At 39.3% G+C, this 16626-nt stretch carries 14 protein-coding genes; 7 read left to right on the top strand and 7 right to left on the bottom strand.

Going from position 1 to position 16626, the window contains the following annotated elements:
* Positions 1 to 60: 60 nt before the first annotated feature.
* Positions 61 to 234 (bottom strand): DUF5522 domain-containing protein, encoded by a 174-nt coding sequence (locus QNI15_RS00115; protein WP_313999411.1) that lies wholly within the window; start codon positions 232 to 234, stop codon positions 61 to 63.
* A 127-nt stretch (positions 235 to 361) separates the two neighbouring features.
* On the opposite strand from QNI15_RS00115, the gene rocD reads away from it, so the two are divergent.
* Positions 362 to 1594 carry an ornithine--oxo-acid transaminase gene (gene rocD, locus QNI15_RS00110; RefSeq protein ID WP_313999409.1) on the top strand — a complete coding sequence of 411 codons (1233 nt, stop codon included), beginning with the start codon at positions 362 to 364 and terminating at the stop codon, positions 1592 to 1594.
* Positions 1595 to 1642: 48 nt separating this feature from the next.
* Here rocD and QNI15_RS00105 read toward each other — a convergent pair whose 3' ends face one another.
* The 3 genes from QNI15_RS00105 to QNI15_RS00095 form a co-directional block, all read right to left on the bottom strand.
* Entirely contained in the window at positions 1643 to 2014 is a 372-nt protein-coding gene (locus tag QNI15_RS00105; protein WP_314029918.1) for a nuclear transport factor 2 family protein, read from the bottom strand.
* A gap of 269 nt (positions 2015 to 2283) precedes the next feature.
* Positions 2284 to 3183 (bottom strand): helix-turn-helix domain-containing protein, encoded by a 900-nt coding sequence (locus tag QNI15_RS00100; protein ID WP_314029916.1) that lies wholly within the window; start codon positions 3181 to 3183, stop codon positions 2284 to 2286.
* A gap of 100 nt (positions 3184 to 3283) precedes the next feature.
* Positions 3284 to 4108: an oxidoreductase gene (locus tag QNI15_RS00095; protein ID WP_314029914.1), complete on the bottom strand. Its 825-nt coding sequence runs from the start codon at positions 4106 to 4108 to the stop codon at positions 3284 to 3286.
* Positions 4109 to 4510: 402 nt separating this feature from the next.
* Between QNI15_RS00095 and QNI15_RS00090 the strand changes: the two genes are divergently transcribed.
* Both QNI15_RS00090 and QNI15_RS00085 read left to right on the top strand, forming a co-directional pair.
* The gene (locus tag QNI15_RS00090; RefSeq protein WP_313999398.1) at positions 4511 to 5080 is read left to right on the top strand and encodes a Crp/Fnr family transcriptional regulator; all 570 of its coding nucleotides are present in this window, start codon (positions 4511 to 4513) and stop codon (positions 5078 to 5080) included.
* A 78-nt stretch (positions 5081 to 5158) separates the two neighbouring features.
* Positions 5159 to 6022 (top strand): SDR family oxidoreductase, encoded by an 864-nt coding sequence (locus tag QNI15_RS00085; RefSeq protein ID WP_314029912.1) that lies wholly within the window; start codon positions 5159 to 5161, stop codon positions 6020 to 6022.
* A 584-nt stretch (positions 6023 to 6606) separates the two neighbouring features.
* On the opposite strand, the gene QNI15_RS00080 is transcribed toward QNI15_RS00085, so the two are convergent.
* Complete coding sequence (locus QNI15_RS00080) at positions 6607 to 6930, bottom strand: winged helix-turn-helix transcriptional regulator (RefSeq protein WP_313974604.1); 324 nt, start codon at positions 6928 to 6930, stop codon at positions 6607 to 6609.
* A 117-nt stretch (positions 6931 to 7047) separates the two neighbouring features.
* Between QNI15_RS00080 and QNI15_RS00075 the strand changes: the two genes are divergently transcribed.
* A complete protein-coding gene (locus QNI15_RS00075) occupies positions 7048 to 7911 on the top strand; it encodes an SDR family oxidoreductase (RefSeq protein ID WP_313999394.1) in 864 nt (287 codons plus the stop codon).
* A 99-nt stretch (positions 7912 to 8010) separates the two neighbouring features.
* The gene (locus QNI15_RS00070) at positions 8011 to 8388 is read left to right on the top strand and encodes a DoxX family protein (protein WP_313974599.1); all 378 of its coding nucleotides are present in this window, start codon (positions 8011 to 8013) and stop codon (positions 8386 to 8388) included.
* Positions 8389 to 9182: 794 nt separating this feature from the next.
* On the opposite strand, the gene QNI15_RS00065 is transcribed toward QNI15_RS00070, so the two are convergent.
* Positions 9183 to 9785 (bottom strand): hypothetical protein, encoded by a 603-nt coding sequence (locus tag QNI15_RS00065; protein WP_314029910.1) that lies wholly within the window; start codon positions 9783 to 9785, stop codon positions 9183 to 9185.
* Between the two features lie 128 nt (positions 9786 to 9913).
* Positions 9914 to 11377 carry a sigma-54 dependent transcriptional regulator gene (locus tag QNI15_RS00060; RefSeq protein ID WP_314029908.1) on the bottom strand — a complete coding sequence of 488 codons (1464 nt, stop codon included), beginning with the start codon at positions 11375 to 11377 and terminating at the stop codon, positions 9914 to 9916.
* Positions 11378 to 11519: 142 nt separating this feature from the next.
* Here QNI15_RS00060 and QNI15_RS00055 point away from each other — a divergent pair, with 142 nt between their 5' ends.
* Together QNI15_RS00055 and QNI15_RS00050 are read left to right on the top strand one after the other, a co-directional pair.
* A complete protein-coding gene (locus tag QNI15_RS00055; protein ID WP_314029907.1) occupies positions 11520 to 12773 on the top strand; it encodes a DUF2130 domain-containing protein in 1254 nt (417 codons plus the stop codon).
* A gap of 286 nt (positions 12774 to 13059) precedes the next feature.
* Positions 13060 to 16581, top strand: a complete 3522-nt coding sequence (locus tag QNI15_RS00050; RefSeq protein ID WP_314029906.1) for a helicase-related protein — start codon at positions 13060 to 13062, stop codon at positions 16579 to 16581.
* Positions 16582 to 16626 lie beyond the last annotated feature (45 nt).

Genomic DNA, 16626 nt, shown 5'->3' with positions numbered 1-16626 from the left:
GTCCGATACAAAACAGGGCTGCAAATATCAGCATTGTTAAATAAAAAAACAAAACAATTGTTAAGATTTTGTATTTTTATAGCCATAAGGGCAATGCTTACAGCGACTACCGCAGCAGTAACCCCGTTTGAGATGATAATGTGCTGTAAAAACCATTAGCCCTTGTTCGTTGATATAGTAATCTTCAGGAGTAAGTCCGCGGTTATTGAACAGATTATCTTTCTTTTTGGACATAATGACAAAAGTGGGTAATACATCTATCCCTTCAAACAGTTTGACAGATAAAAATGTTTTGAGTATATTTAGTAATAAGCCTTTAAACTAAAGAAGCGCATTAGTTTAATTATATTATTTTATTATTATGATAACCACCCTTGACCAATCACAGACCTTTATTGAACTTGAACACCTGTATTCAGCCCACAATTATCATCCCTTGCCAGTTGTATTGGCGAGAGGAGAGGGTGTTTTTCTATGGGATGTGAACGGCAAGCGGTATTATGATTTTTTGTCTGCGTATAGTGCAGTCAATCAGGGGCATTGTCATCCTAAGATTGTAAAAGCCCTGATAGATCAGGCACAAACGCTGACACTGACTTCACGTGCTTTTCATAGCGACAAGCTGGGAGAGTGTGCCAGATACATGACCCAATACTTTGGCTATGACAAAGTGTTGCTGATGAATTCAGGAGCAGAAGCCAATGAGTCTGCGATTAAACTTGCCCGTAAGTGGGGATATGAAGTAAAAGGGATTCCAGATGGTGAGGCAGTGATTGTGGCTGTTCAGAATAACTTTCATGGACGGACTACGGGGATCATTTCCGCTTCGACAGATCCGATAGCAACCAAGCATTTTGGCCCTTTTTTGCCAGGATATCAGATTATTCCTTATAACGATCTGAATGCAGTTGAAGTAGCTCTGCAAAATCCCAATGTATGTGGATTCTGGGTTGAGCCTATTCAGGGGGAAGCAGGTGTGTTTGTTCCTGATGCTGGTTATCTGAAGGGTGTAGAAGCATTGTGTGAAAAGTACAATGTTCTTTTTATCGCAGATGAAGTACAGACAGGTATTGCCCGAACAGGTAAAATGCTTTGTTGTGATCATGAAGGCGTAAGGCCAGATATTGTAGTTCTGGGTAAAGCTTTGTCAGGAGGTGTGTATCCTGTATCGGCAGTGTTGACTGATAATGAGGTTATGCTGACATTGAAACCTGGTGAGCATGGGAGCACTTTTGGTGGAAATCCGCTGGCATGTGCTGTAACAATGGCTGCCTTGGAGGTAGTAAAAGAAGAAAAGCTTATGGAGAATGCACACACGATGGGCGAACTGTTCCGTCATCGGATGCAAATCCTGCAAACTAAAACAGATCGTGTAAAGGCTGTTCGTGGAAAGGGCTTGCTAAATGCAATTGACATTAAGGAAACCACAGATGGTCGAACTGCTTGGGATGTATGTCTGGCTCTGCGTGACAATGGCTTACTGGCAAAACCTACTCATGGAGATAAAATTCGCTTTGCTCCTCCATTGACTATTACTGAAGAGCAATTACATGAATGCTGTGATATCATCGAAAAGACGATTCTGGCTTTTTGATAAACTAACTATAACAATTAGTAAAAAATGATACAGGACAACCCTGTATCATTTTTTATTGACTCCTTCCAGCAAAGGGCGTGGGTCAAAAATTACTTTAAAAGAGCGTATTCTGTTGTCGATAAGCTGATACCATCCGCAGCCAAATACGGTGATACCGTCAATTGTAAAATCATACAAAAGACAAACGTCATTTCCTTCCACAAAAGCTCTTTGAATCACATATTTCATTTTCATGCGCTCCATATCTGCAAAATAAGCGTCTGCTCCGTTTCGTGTACCCAATGCTCCTATAAAAGTAAGATCGTCATGTACCAGTCGCCTGGCTTGGGCAAAGTCTTCTTTATTTAAGGCTTCTATAAAAGATAGCACTGTCTCTTTTGTGCTGGTCTCTGGAAGTTGTGATTCATATTGTGCCATAATTCTGCTGTTTATCAGTTAGATATGAATTTGTGAAATACAGAGCAAATATCATACTGGCTGAAAACATATCAGGTAACGAGCTTCATCTCATGGCAGGTTGAAATAATAGATAATTGGGGGGAAGCTTACTATATGAGATGCTGTGGATAGAATTACACAGCTTGCGAAAGCATTGAATGGTCGTTTGAGGCTATAATCCTGATTCTTTGGGTATTTTACTCCAAAGAATCAGGAATGTTGGAATGGATAATATATAAGGATATTACTCAGTTTAAAATTTGTTTTTTGAACTCAAGAGGTTTTAATCCTACCTGTTTCTTAAACAATCGTGTGAAGTAAGACGTGTTTTCAAAACCCAGTCCATACGCAATCTCTGCCACACTTTGATCAGACGCTCTCAGTTGATTCTTTGCTTCAGATATTAAGGAAATATGTATAAGATCCATCGCAGTCTTGCCAGTCTCCTGCTTTAGTAAATCACTCAGGTAGCGGGGAGATACATAGAGCTGTTCTGCCAGGCTTTGTACAGAAGGGAGCCCTTTGGTTTGCAAATAGCCTGCCTCATAATACATTCGTAGTGCTTCATTGAATTTAGTCACCGTTTTACCCGATATATCTGTACGGTTGATAAATTGTCTTTTGTAAAAGCGCTGTGAATACATGAGTATAGACGCAATATGACCAATCATGATCTCACGGCTGTATTCATCCTGATTCGTGCTATATTCGCCTGCTATCTTGTTGAATAAGTCCCAGATGATTCCTTCCTCTTTTGGAGATAGATGCAGCGCTTCATTGGTTTCATAGTCAAAGAAGTTGTACTTCTGTATGATATGATGCAGTTCATGTCCGGCAAGATAATCTTCATGGATTAGTATCATAAAGGAATCCTCCTCAAACTCCATATGTTTCATTTCTATGATCTGTCGTGGCTTTACAAATAACATTGATCCATTGGTATGATCATAGTGAGTACGTCCATAGAGAATAATACCTGCTTTCAGCTTTTTGAATCCAATCATATAGCAGTTGCTGGTAAACTCCCGGTCTCCCAATGTACAGTCGTTCTTGCAACTGACAACACTTAGCAATGGATGTTCGGGTGGTGGCCATCCATTGCCTTTGTGCAGATCAGCCAGCGTTTTGTAATGGACTGTCTTATTCATATTGTTTTCTATGTGGAGTTGATGAGTGCTTTTCCAGTTTGAAGATAAACAAAATTATACGGGTGAACATTCCCAAAACTCAATGGGAAGATAATTATTATTAATGCCCATGAGCAGCGATACTTACGTCTTTCCAGGTTTCAACCTCCTCCAATTGTTTGGTATAGGCTTGTACTACCCCATGATATGCTACTTTGCCAAGTAGTAACCGCAAAGGAGGATTAGGGCTATCGGCTATTTGTAGAATAGGGGCTACTGTTGCTTCAGGTTTACCCCAGATGCTAGGATCACTACCAGACTCTCCAAAAGCTTCACGTACAGGCGTATAATCCTGGATTGTATTGTCTGTTTGTATAGCAGAAGCTCCTGCCCATTCAGTAGCAAATCCATTCGGCTCAATCAGTGTCACCTTGATACCCAGATGAGCTACTTCACTTGCCAGCGTTTCACTTAGCCCTTCCACTGCAAATTTAGATGCATTGTAGACACCCAGCATTGGTAGAGTAGTCAGCCCCAGGAAGCTGGAAACCTGAATGATATGACCACTTTTCTGTGTCCGCATCACAGGTAATACCGCTTGTGTCACCCATAACAGACCAAAGAAGTTGGTCTCCATTTGAGCACGTGCCTGCTGTTCGGTAGACTCTTCCACAGTACCAAACAGCCCATACCCTGCATTATTGATCAGAATATCTATTCGGCCAAATTTTTCAACCACTTTGTTGACAGCGTCAAAGTTGTCTTGTCTGTTGGTTACGTCTAGTTGTACAGGTAATATGTTATCTCCGTATGTGCTAACCAGATCATCCAAAGCTGAGATATTTCTGGCAGTTGCTGCTACTTTATCACCACGTTTTAAAAAGGCTTCTGCCCATAATTTACCGAATCCTCTGGATGCACCGGTAATAAAAACTACTTTTGACATATTTGTGTTTGTTTTGTTTATTTTGATATGACAAAACTACTGGCATTTGCACCAGATAAATAGTCCATTTGTAGGGAAGAATAGCACAGATTTACGGGAGACATCTTACTGATTCCAAACCTACCTGAAATAGCATTTATAGCCAAATAGATAACGCCATTCGAGGAATACTTAACTGTTTGAGCTAAGTTGGGAAAAAGAAACTTGAACAGCCTTTGTTATTGAATTGAGTGAGTCTGAAAATCTTTACATTGGAGCATAGCCTGTAACGTCCCCCATCGTTAAGATCTGCTTTCTGAGTAAGCCTTGGCTCTGTTGATTGGTGTAGGAGTGCAGCATTAGCAAGTTTAATTTTTACCATATGGTAAATAAACTGCACGCAATAAATGCGAAATTGACCTTATGAAAGCATTCCTCGATTATATATTGCAGTTTGGGAATCTGAACAAGCACCAGACAGACTTCATTATGAGTAAGGCAAAAGAGCTTGAACTTCATAAAGAAGAGTATTTTTCAGAAGCTGGAAAGATCCCAAGATATGTTGGATTCGTTCTGGAAGGTGTCGTTCGTTTTTGCTATTATAACAACAAAGGCGAAGAAATCACCAATTACTTCGTTGATGAGAATAATTTTATTTCAGACCAGCAAAAGTTTGAGACACAAGTAGCTGCTTCGGACTATATACAAGCTGTCACTGATTGTAAACTTCTTGTCTTTTCAAAAAAAGACTGGGACGAGATAGGTAATACAATTGTTGGCTGGGATAGTATAACAGGCTTGATTTTAAAGAATTGTTTGTTAAAAACGATTGAGAGGAGGAGCCCCTTGGTTTCAGAAGATGCGACCACCCGTTATTTATCGTTCATTGAACAATTTCCGACAATTATCAATCGTGTTCCGCTTTCTTATGTTGCATCTTACCTCGGAATTACACAACAATCATTAAGCAGGATAAGAAAAAACATCCGTTAAAATCACTTTTTACCAAATGGTAAATGCTTTCGTTTTGCAGATGGCGATCTTTGTATCAGTATTTTAACTAATAAGAAAATGAGCAAGAAAGTTGTATTGATCACAGGAACAAATAGCGGGTTTGGATGGCTTACTGCCAAATCCGTCGCAGCTTTGGGGCATAAAGTTTATGCAACAATGAGAGATATCAAAGGAAAGAATGCCGACAAAGCGAAAGCACTGGCACAGGTAGAAAATATAACGGTTTTGGATGTATCGCTGACAGATAATGCGAGTTTAAAAAATGCCGTCGACACGATCATCGCTGCCGGAGGCACAATTGATGTATTGGTAAATAATGCAGGAGTTACCATGTTCGGGATAGCTGAAAGCGCAACTGCCGAAGATGTTCAGCGAATATTTGATGTGAATGTGTTTGCCCCCTGGAAGTTGATGAAACTGGTTTTACCATTCATGCGTAAACAATCAGATGGCCTGATCATCAATGTTTCGAGTGGATTCGGAACATTCTCCTTTCCTTTTTCTGTAGTATATAGTGCTTCAAAGTTTGGTTTGGAAGGACTAAGTGAAGGTTTGCATTATGAGTTGCGATCTTTAGGAGTGGATATAGCCATTGTTCAACCTGGAACCTTCCCTACTGAAATGTCCCAGAAGGTACAATTTGGCTCTGATACATCGATTGTTGGCGATTATAGTGCTATCGCGGAATTTCCAGATAAAATGTTTGCTGCCATTGGGCAAATTATCGAGTCTGTAAAGCCTGATCCCCAAAATGTTGCAGACGCAGTAGTGAACCTGATCAATTTGCCGAAAGGACAAAGGCCATTACGAACCGTTGTAGACCCTTCGACAGGAGAAATTGTTCAAAGGGCCAACGACGCTGTAAATGTGGAATATCCAAAAGTATTGGCTGCGTTTGGCCTGGAAGAACTTGCAAAATAAATGTTCTTTTTGAGCAGTTTATAACGTAGAAAGTCAGTAAGAGGCGAAGTTTGGACAGTAGAGTAATAAAGATAATCCCCTAAAACGAATAAGACTGTTTAAAACCTGGGTTTTAAACAGTCTTATTCGTTTTTTCAGTCGCCCTGCCTGTACAAATTTCGAACCTTTTTCTGCATAATTTGCGGAAATTGGCGGCGTTAACTTTGTAGGTAAGATAACCTAATATTCCAGCATTGGAAAGTTATTTCGCATTGGAAGTTTTTAACAAATTGCACGTAATGGAAATGAAGCCTGAATTTAGAAAAGCAACAGCAGGCATTTCTCCAGTACCGTGTGATCCATTCCTTTTTCATCGAAACGATATAAGCGACAACAACCTTTCGTATAAAACCCATAAATCGCCAAGTCTCACCATCATGCAAAATAGATTGTGATTTTTTGTAGTCTTATTGATACTCAGTTGTAGGATTTCTACTGGTTCCGCATCCGATATGTCCACTTAGGATTTTAAATAGTTGATAAATAAATCCTTCATTTTATTTCTAAATAGTGGGCAAGTCCAAATTTTGTTATGAGTATAGTTATTATTTATCCAAAACCATTTCTTGTCCCCACGCAGCCAAATCATTCAATATCGGTTTAAGGCTTTGTCCAAGCGGCGTTAAAGAGTATTCTACACGAGGTGGAATTTCTTTAAACTGTTCTCTGCGTATTAAGCCGTCCGCTTCTAGTTCTTTCAATTGTTCGGTTAATACTTTCCTAGATATAGAAGGCATCCTGGCAGATATTTCACCAAATCTTCTAGTATGATCAGACAAAAGATATAGGATTATTGACTTCCATCTTCCACCGATTAAACCAATTGTGGTGGTAAACGGACAAAGGTTGGTTTCCACTTTTTTTTCCATTAGTTACATTTAGGTTATTACTATTTTCATTGTTACCAAAAGGTAACAGTTACTTTGTGAAAGTATTATTAGTTTCTTTGCGTAACAAATATAAAAATTAATTTAAAAATAGCAAAAATGATTCTAGTTACAGGAGCCACTGGCGGTTTAGGAAACGCCACTATTCAGGCATTATTAAAAAAGGGATTCCCCGCAAATGAAATTTCCGCATTGGTCAGAGATGAGCATAAAGCAGCGGATTTAAAAAGCGCAGGCATTCAGATAAAAATCGGAAATTATAATGAGTACGATTCTCTCAAAACTGCACTTGTAGGTGTTGACAAACTATTACTCGTGTCGTCCAACGAAATGGTTGATCGACTAGTTCAGCATAAAAATGTGATTAATGCCGCGCTAGAAAATGGTGTAAAGCATATCGTTTACACAGGTATAGATATTGTCAGTTATGAAACTACAGTCATTCCGTACGTGAGTCAGATTCATAAAGATACGGCGGATTATCTTCAAAAAGTAGGCATTCCATACACGATATTGGATAATACACTTTATGCCGATTCTATTGGAATGTTTTCAGGGGAAAAGTTTTTAGAAACAGGTATTTTCTTTCCTGCAGGAGAAGGAAAATTACCTTGGGTACCCAAAGCCGAAATGGGAGAAGCCGCAGCAGTTGTGTTAACTACTTCGGGACACGAAAATAAAAATTACGCAATCACTGCAAATGTAGCGTATTCATTTAGTGAAATTGCTGAGATACTTTCGGAAATTACTGGACAAGAAGTTAAATATCTTAAGCCTGATGCAGAAACTTATGTGGAAGGCCTTGTAAAAGCAGGCGTTCCGAAGGAAATTGCATCCTTTTTAGCAGGTTTTGGAATCGCAATTGGAAATGGAGAATTCAATACGCACCGATCTGATTTGGAAAAATTATTGGGAAGAAAACCTATGGAAATCAAAGCCTATTTAACTGAAATTTACGGATAGTATAGTTTAAACTATGATTTGAGTAGGGATGATTTCTATGTTCAGCTCATAGTTGACCTTCGCTCCACAAAATATAGTTGTTCTTAAAAATTGAATAAAATGAAATTACAAAGAAACCTTTATCGCATTTTTACAACTTTACTCGTACTAGTAATGTTAGCCAACGTGGCAAACTATTTTATAAATCCAGCAATGAAGCCAATTTTCGTTCATATTGGTTTCCCAGATTGGTTCCGTGTGGAATTAGGTGTTTTCAAATTGCTTGGTGCATTGGCTATCGCCATTCCATCAGTTCCTGCGAGATTAAAAGAATGGGCTTATTTGGGATTTTTCCTAAGTTTCTTTTCCGCAATGCTCGCACATTATAACGTCGGAGATCCCGCATTCACTATTATATTCCCATTTGTAATGATTATTATTTTAGTTATTTCCTATATGGCGTATCATAAAGTGAAGGACGAGAAAATCTCGGCTTAACTCCTGCCATAATTGCGCCGCAGCTACCCTATGGTGCTCGTCCGCGATACAGACTGACGGGATGTTATCAAACGCATGTCCTCCGAGTAAAAAGGGAGTAACAAAAATAACCCGAAAAAGCAAGAATAACCCCAAAGGCCATAAAACATAAAACCGCTCAAAACTAGGTTTTAAGCGGTTTTGTTCGATTTTTTCAGTCGGGATGACTGGATTCGAACCAGCGACCCTTGCACCCCATGCAAGTATTATATATTGATAATCAGATATTTGTGTGTTGTGAGTAACAAATAGGTAACATAGTAAATATATTTTTGTTCAGTTACTTTACCAGATATTAAATTAAAAATTTATAAACGATAGCAAAGAAATTCTGCTACTGTTGATTTTAAAATGTAAAAGGTCTAAGTTATATTATTATGGGAAACATAATACTCAGATTTAAGTACTTCAAGACTATAAACATCTGAGGTCATAATGAGACCTGTCAACTGACTTGTAATCAGTAGGCCGCTGGTTCGATCCGGTAGGGGTTCTTAGAAATCAGGCACTTAGCACAAAAAGCTAAGTGCTTTTTTGTTTTTAGTTACACAAAAGGGATCAGTGGATCAAAGTTGAGGATCAGCAACCAAGTTTGAATCAGTATCAAAAGTTATAGCGCATATAAAAAGAGATTCACATGTCCCGCCACTTAGTCTTTTATCATTGTATCTGACTTGCTTTACACACTTCAATCAGTCTTTTCTCAAAAAAGAAATGGTAGCATAGCTTTATCGTGCTATTGGTATACTTATTTTCTATGGATTTTTGAATACTTCAATCAGTACCTCATGCTTGATCATTTCCTTGATTGGAATGTTATTTGGTCGAACAAACTTATTCTCTTTATGGTCGTAGTATAAACCTTCAATTCCAATGTAACAGTTTAAAAAATTATCAGCTATAATATCGCAAAGCTTAATTTTTTTATTCAAACTTTCTAAATAAGAATTATACCCGTCTGCCCCATAACTAATAATTATATTGCCATTTGGAAAAAATTTATTCATCTTTTGCCATTGTGAAGGATCAATAGAATTATTTTCTTTCTTGGCTTGGAAAACTAATGATTTATAATACTCTAGCTTAGTTATTTGATCAATATAGTGTAGTGTTATTATTCCGTCAGCACCAATAGTTTTTTCCAGCGCCCCTTTTCCTCTCCCTCGTATTTTGTTATAGTAAAAGCGCCATGTATAATTATTATATTCCTCCCAATTAGTTCTCATTCTACCAAAAAAGTCTCCAGTTAAAGTGTCCTCATCTTGATTGGCAAATTCCCAGCCTGCTTCTGCTATTGGGCATTGATTAATTATGTGAGATCTCAATTGATCTATGATGTAAATTGGGATTGGGATCATACAAATTTATGAATCTTGAAACAAAGTTGTATTTTTGGTAATAGTGGTATTTGATCATTAAACATTATATTATGACTTATATTGATTTACCTGCTACAAAAATCGTTGTTAATTTAAAGTGTTTATATTTATTTCAGCTCATACTCCGTCATTTTTGACTTCAGTGTATTAATAGATCCATATCCAAGTGCCCGTTGTACCTGAGCTTGATTGCCTTGGTAAAACTTCAAGGCACGTTCAATCAGGTCTTTTTCGGCTCGTTTCCAGTCAAAGGGATTAAGATCTGTAGCAAGTGATTGGGTAAGGCGTGTGGGTAGATCTGCTAGTGTAACTTCGTCGTCGCAAAACACATAGAATGATTCAATTACGTTTTCCAGTTCACGAATATTTCCTGGAAAAGGATAGGTAAGTAGATATTGCTTTACCTCTGGCATGAGCTTTAGAACCTTTGCCTTTCGCAGTTGTTGCTTTTTCTGCTTTAGAAAGAAATCAATCATTTCCTTTTTTTCAGCTTCTCCTCTTTGTTGTAGAGTGGGTAGTGAAAGTTCTACTACTGATAGTCGATAATACAAATCCCAGCGAAACTTACCATCTGCACACATTTGAGGTAGGTTCTTATTGGTGGCAGAGACAATACGTACATCGATTTTTATAGGTTGTGCTGCTCCTACAGGCAGAATCTCTTTCTGCTGTAAGACTCGTAGTAGTGATTGTTGCATGTAAGGGGAGATATCTCCTATTTCATCCAGAAATACTGTTCCTCCTGAAGTTTCTTCTAATAAACCTTTTTTATCTTCTTTAGCATCAGTAAAGGCTCCTTTTTTGTAGCCAAACAAACGAGATTCGAGCAAGTTATCATTGAGAGCAGAGCAATTGACAGCTACAAACGGGTTAGCCTTGCGGGCTGACTCCTTATGGATGTAGTTAGCTAAGTGTTCTTTACCTGTTCCGCTGTCACCAAAGATCAAGCAGGTGATAGTTTCTGCTTGTGCTATTTTAACTGCTTTCTTATAAACGGAAGCAATTGAATCCGTGATATTATAATCTATGCTTGAGTGCTGTTTTGATTGTTGTTGCTCACGTACAATAGCTGTAAACGGAATAGATGATTGCTCAATAAGGAGTTCACTAAGTTCTGGTTTTTTACTTTTAGCAACACGTGGTGAGCGAGTTTGCAGTAAACGAGTCTTTAATCCCAATGACTGATGGCAGATATACCAGGCAAGTTGCATAATAGAAGTACCAGGCGAAAAGAATATATCAATAGTGTCATTATTATACTCTAGTAGCAGTTTTTCAATTTTGGGGCGAATCTGGGTAATGTCGATTGGATCAGAAATATCCATATAGCGGGGTTCCACTATATGAGTCGAAAATTCTCTTTTAATGGCTGCCAGCATAAAGTCAATACGTGGATCATCATTTTTGGATGTGGATAGAATTATATGCTTGTTATAGCCTCCTGTAGTATAAAAATATTCATGGAACTGCATTGTAGGGCCATCATAGTTAACTTTTTCGGCACCTTGTTCTACTTCTTCTTTTGAATGGTAGTCGTTATTAAAGGCAGTCCAGGATATAAGGATCTTCATGTATCAATAAATGAAATGTAAAAGTCAAAAATTGATAGATTATTGTTTTAAAACAAGCTTTTTTAGCGTGTTTTTTAGTTGGCATCTGCTTTGCCTTTATGAGAGCAATTCAATGATGTTTAATTTCTAATCCCTGCTCTGTATGATTACCTCTATTGTATGCCCTTGTTGCCAGACTTCCATTGATGTAGAAGCTTTTTTGGTAGAACAAATCACCCAGAAGCTAACTGCCGACCAGCTAGCAGAAAAGCAAAAGCAACAAACATTGTTACGCCAAAAAGAAGAAGAACTGACTAAACGTGCGGCTCAGGTGGAAGAGCAAAAGGCTCACCTGGAACAAGAATTGTCTATTCGTGAAAAAGAGCTTTCTCACAGGCTGACACTACGGATACAGGCAGAAGTAGAAAAAGACCAGGCACACAAACTACAAATGCTGACGGCTGATCTACAACGCAAGCAAACAACTATCCGTCAGTTGGAGATTAAAGAAATGGAATATTTGCAGAAAGAACAACAGTTGCAAGAACGTGAAGCAGCTCTGGAAAATGAAGTAAGCCGTAAATTGCTTGCTGAACGCAGAAAGATTGAAGACGAAGCTCGTCGCAAAGAAGAGGAGAATCAGTATCTGAAGCTTCAGGAACGGGAACATATGATTGTGTCGCTCAAAGGACAGCTCGAGGATATGAAGCGAAAGATAGAGCAGGGATCTGTACAGCAGCAGGGAGAAGTACTGGAGCTAGTACTGGAAAATATGCTCAAAGAAAGCTTTCCGCATGATGTGATCGAAGAGATTGGCAAAGGAATACTGGGTGGGGACATTGTGCAAACGGTCAATACGCCTTTTGGTAAATCCTGTGGTATTCTGCTTTTTGAAAGCAAACGCACCAAACAGTTTGATCACAAGTGGCTTGGTAAGCTGAAAGAAGACCTGATGCGCAAAAAGGGAGATATTGCTATTCTGGTAACAGAAGCTATGCCCAAAGGTATGACAGAGGCAGGAATGGTAGAAGGTGTTTGGGTATGTTCATTTCGGGAGGTACGTCCACTGGTGATGGCTTTACGCAATGGACTCATTCGCCTAGCAGAGGTAAAATTGTCGGAAGAAAACAAAGGAGAAAAAATGCAGATGCTCTATCAATACCTGACCAGTGAAGAGTTTCGCCAGCAGTTTCAAAACCTGTTTGAGGTATACCAGACCATGCAGGAAGAGCTGGATAAGGAACGCAGGCAGTTACAAACAGCCTGGGCGAAACGAGAAAAACAGATTCAACGGCTGACAGCCTGTGCATTGAGCATTCATGGCTCGATCCAGGGCATTGCCGGACGGGAAATACCTGATGTAGTGAACTTGGCACTGGAGGCGGGAAGCTTACTTGACCAAAATGATGCCGCCTGAAAAGTGATTACTTGCTAGTCAATAATATAAGTTAGGCTAGAAAAAAAAGATTTGGAAGAAAAACATGTAAAATAATTACTACTTTCTACATACATTTATTTGTATAAATTGTATTGATTGCTTTTATTTCAAATTATTATTTTCCTGTGTAAGCTTTGGTAGTGAATATTTCATAATCTATAATCAAATCAAAATTTATTAGTAATACCAAAGGTAGATTTTAAGTCATTATTAGAAAAAAAATCAATCATTTAGGTATAGTTCTATAGTTGCAAAATTAAAGCGGATGACAGCACTTGAGAATATCACAAAAGGTACTTATCTCAATGGAGTTATACCCCATCAGATGGTTGAAGTAATTGATGCTGTCTGGCATGGTAAAGATGTGATAGAGATTACATTTAAAGATAGCTTTGGAAATCCCAATAATCAGATACTCTACCGCGACAATGAACCCTATCTCGACATTGTCGCGGCTTCAGCGCCCTGGAGCTTCAATGCATCGTCTGAGATGTTCAAATTGGTTTCGGAGGCTTATCGAATCAGATTAGCATACATCTTTGATCCAATGATGGCTGTTCATACTTCTATGATTGAGCCGTTGCCTCATCAGATTACCGCTGTTTATGATAGCATGTTACCCCGGCAACCACTTCGTTATGTACTGGCAGATGATCCGGGGGCAGGGAAAACAATCATGGCAGGCTTGCTTATTAAAGAACTGGCTATCCGTGGTGATGTTAAAAGATGCCTTATTGTTTGTCCTGGAGTACTAGCAGAACAATGGCAGGATGAGCTTTTTCAAAAGTTTCAACTATCATTTGAAATCCTGACTAATGATAAAACCAATTCTTCTAAAACAGGCAATTGGTTTAACGAAGAGAATTTTGTGATTGCCCGTCTTGACAAACTGAGTCGTGATGAAAATTTACAGGAGAAGCTAAAGGTGACCGATTGGGATCTAGTCATCGTCGATGAAGCACACAAAATGTCCGCTTCATTCTTTGGTGGGGAAGTAAAATTTACCAAACGCTATCGATTAGGACAGCTTCTTTCAAGGCAAACCAGGCATTTTTTGTTAATGACAGCAACACCACATAACGGTAAGGAAGAAGATTTTCAATTGTTTTTGGCTTTAATAGATGGGGACCGTTTTGAAGGTAGGTTCCGTGATGGCGTGCATACCGTTGATGTGTCCGACATCATGCGTAGATTATTGAAAGAACAGCTGGTGAAATTTGATGGAAAACCACTGTTTCCTGAAAGGATTGCTATAACTGTTCCTTATCAGCTTACACCAGATGAAGAAAGGCTTTATGTTGAAGTGACTAATTATGTAAGGGAGCAATTCAACCGAGCTGACAATTTAGAGTCTGGCAGACGTGGTTCTGTAGGTTTTGCCCTAACCATCCTGCAACGAAGACTGGCATCTTCTCCTGAAGCGATTTACCAATCATTACGTAGGAGAAAAGATCGTCTACAGGCACGGCTGGAAGAAGAAAGATTGTTTCATCGAGTTGAAATTCGCACAGAACAACTACCCGATTTTGATGATGAACAAGGCATTGAAGCTTATCTGGATGACCAGAATTCAGAAGAGCAGGAACAAGTTGAGAATGAATTTGTGGACCGTGCTACCACAGCACAGACCATTCAGGAACTGGATACAGAAATAAATACTCTAAAGCGACTAGAAGAATTAGCCTTAACTGTAAAACGGTCAGGTACCGATAAGAAGTGGGAGCAACTCTCAAACATTCTGACCGATAACGAATGGATGTTTGATAATGCCCATAACAGAAGAAAGTTGGTCATCTTTACCGAGCACCGGGATACATTGAATTATCTGGCAGCAAAAATCAGAACGCTATTAGGTAGTCAGGATGCTGTCGTAACCATCCAGGGTGGTATGAACCGGGAAGACCGAAGGAAAGCCCAGGAACAATTCACACATGATGTAAATGTTTCTGTATTGATAGCAACGGATGCCGCAGGAGAAGGTATCAACCTGCAAAGGGCACACCTGATGGTAAATTATGATTTGCCATGGAACCCCAACCGATTGGAACAAAGGTTTGGCCGTATTCACCGAATTGGTCAGACTGAAGTCTGCCGCCTTTGGAACATTATTGCACACCAAACTCGTGAAGGTGAAGTGTGGCAGCGATTATTTGACAAACTGGAAATTGAAAGGGAAGCCTTGGGCGGTCAGGTGTTTGATGTGTTGGGTGAAATGAGTTTTGAAAACAAAAGTCTGAGAGATTTACTGATTGATGCTATCCGCTACGGTAGCGATCCCGAGCGAAAAGCATTTTTAGATCGAGTACTTGATGAAGCATTGGACCATGCCAAGCTCGAAAAGTTGTTGCAGGAAAGGGCACTTCATACCATTACCATGACTAAATCAGGCGTTCAGGAGATTAGGGAGGAAATGGATAGGGCTGCGGCCAGAAAACTCCACCCCCACTTTATTGCTGACTTTTTCTTAACTGCTTTTAAAGTCCTTGGTGGTTCTATTACCGAAAAAGAAAAGGGAAGATATCAGGTACTTCATGTGCCTGCGGTCATTCGCAACAGAGACCGCATAATAGGCACAAGAGAACCCATTTTAAAAAACTATGAGCGTATCAGTTTCCATAAAGAATTGGTTTCGGTGCAAGGCAAGCCCTTGGCTGCCTTTCTTTGTCCCGGTCATCCGTTGTTAGATGCCACTATTGATTTGCTTCTTGAGTCGCAAATAGACCTTCTAAAACAAGGCTCTATCCTGATAGATGAACTCAATCCTGATAGTGAGCCAAGAGTGCTTTTCTATTTGGAAAATAGTGTGCAGGATGCGCGTCAGTTGCAAACTGGAGGACGTAGGATTATCAGTAGGGAAGTGCATTTTTTGGAACTCAACGCGCAAGAGCAAATTATGCAAGCGGGGTATGCACCCTATTTGGACTACCGCCAAGCCACTGAACAAGAACTCTATGAGGTAATCGAAAGAGTAGATACAATGGTCTGGTTGAAGCAAAATATGGAAGACAAAATCAAATCTTACGCCATTACTACCATTGCCAAAGACCACTTGGAGCGGGTAAAAAAGAACCGACAGTATTTGGTGGAGAAAACCAGAAAAGCTGTTCAGGAGAGATTGACCAACGAAATACGTTATTGGGACTACCGTGCCCGGGATCTACGTAAACAAGAAGAATCAGGCAGGCTCAATGCAAAACTCAATTCCAATGAAGCTCGTAAGCGAGCAGATGAACTGCAAACCCGGATGCAAAAGCGAATGCAGGAACTTGATGAAGAAAGTAAAATTTCATCCAAACCGCCTGTAGTGATCGGTGGTGCATTAGTGATACCTGCAAATATGTTCACTAACCAGGTGAAAGAAGATTACAAAAGCCAGGGCTTTGCTTCACCTGAAGAAAAGGCAGCGGTTGAAAAGGCCGGAATGGATGCCGTCTTCGCAGTGGAAAAGGAATTGAACAATACAGCCAAAGACCGTAGCAAAGAAAAGATTGGTTATGATATTGAAAGTCTTTGCAGCAAAACAGGAAACCTTCGCTTTATTGAAGTGAAAGGTAGAAAAAAAGGTGCGACTACAGTTACTATCACCAAAAATGAAATCATTTACGGATTGAACCTGCCCAGTCAGTTTATTCTTGCTTTAGCTTTTGTTGATGACAAGCAGGTCGAAGTGTGTTATGTTCAACACGCATTCAACTTTGAACCTGATTTTGGCGAAGTTGCGAGAATTGTCGCAATTAAGGATCTACTAACCAGAACTGTTTACCAGAAAATAATAACATTGAAATAAAAAAAAGATAGATTTTTTGCGAAAGGTACCGTAAAACGGTACCTT

The sequence above is a fragment of the Xanthocytophaga flava genome (assembly GCF_030068545.1).
Classification (GTDB): Bacteria; Bacteroidota; Bacteroidia; order Cytophagales; family 172606-1; genus Xanthocytophaga; species Xanthocytophaga flava.
The sequence above is the reverse complement of the archived record's forward strand: the minus strand, read 5'-3'. Positions and strand labels throughout refer to the sequence as shown.

Bases quoted from the DNA above. Each gene is read 5' to 3' on its own strand.
- QNI15_RS00055 (WP_314029907.1), top strand. From the start codon at position 11,520: ATGATTACCTCTATTGTATGCCCTTGTTGCCAGACTTCCATTGATGTA.
- QNI15_RS00115 (WP_313999411.1), bottom strand. From the start codon at position 234: ATGTCCAAAAAGAAAGATAATCTGTTCAATAACCGCGGACTTACTCCT.
- QNI15_RS00090 (WP_313999398.1), top strand. From the start codon at position 4,511: ATGAAAGCATTCCTCGATTATATATTGCAGTTTGGGAATCTGAACAAG.
- QNI15_RS00075 (WP_313999394.1), top strand. From the start codon at position 7,048: ATGATTCTAGTTACAGGAGCCACTGGCGGTTTAGGAAACGCCACTATT.
- rocD (WP_313999409.1), top strand. From the start codon at position 362: ATGATAACCACCCTTGACCAATCACAGACCTTTATTGAACTTGAACAC.
- QNI15_RS00065 (WP_314029910.1), bottom strand. From the start codon at position 9,785: ATGATCCCAATCCCAATTTACATCATAGATCAATTGAGATCTCACATA.
- QNI15_RS00060 (WP_314029908.1), bottom strand. From the start codon at position 11,377: ATGAAGATCCTTATATCCTGGACTGCCTTTAATAACGACTACCATTCA.
- QNI15_RS00070 (WP_313974599.1), top strand. From the start codon at position 8,011: ATGAAATTACAAAGAAACCTTTATCGCATTTTTACAACTTTACTCGTA.
- QNI15_RS00085 (WP_314029912.1), top strand. From the start codon at position 5,159: ATGAGCAAGAAAGTTGTATTGATCACAGGAACAAATAGCGGGTTTGGA.
- QNI15_RS00100 (WP_314029916.1), bottom strand. From the start codon at position 3,183: ATGAATAAGACAGTCCATTACAAAACGCTGGCTGATCTGCACAAAGGC.
- QNI15_RS00095 (WP_314029914.1), bottom strand. From the start codon at position 4,108: ATGTCAAAAGTAGTTTTTATTACCGGTGCATCCAGAGGATTCGGTAAA.
- QNI15_RS00080 (WP_313974604.1), bottom strand. From the start codon at position 6,930: ATGGAAAAAAAAGTGGAAACCAACCTTTGTCCGTTTACCACCACAATT.
- QNI15_RS00050 (WP_314029906.1), top strand. From the start codon at position 13,060: ATGACAGCACTTGAGAATATCACAAAAGGTACTTATCTCAATGGAGTT.
- QNI15_RS00105 (WP_314029918.1), bottom strand. From the start codon at position 2,014: ATGGCACAATATGAATCACAACTTCCAGAGACCAGCACAAAAGAGACA.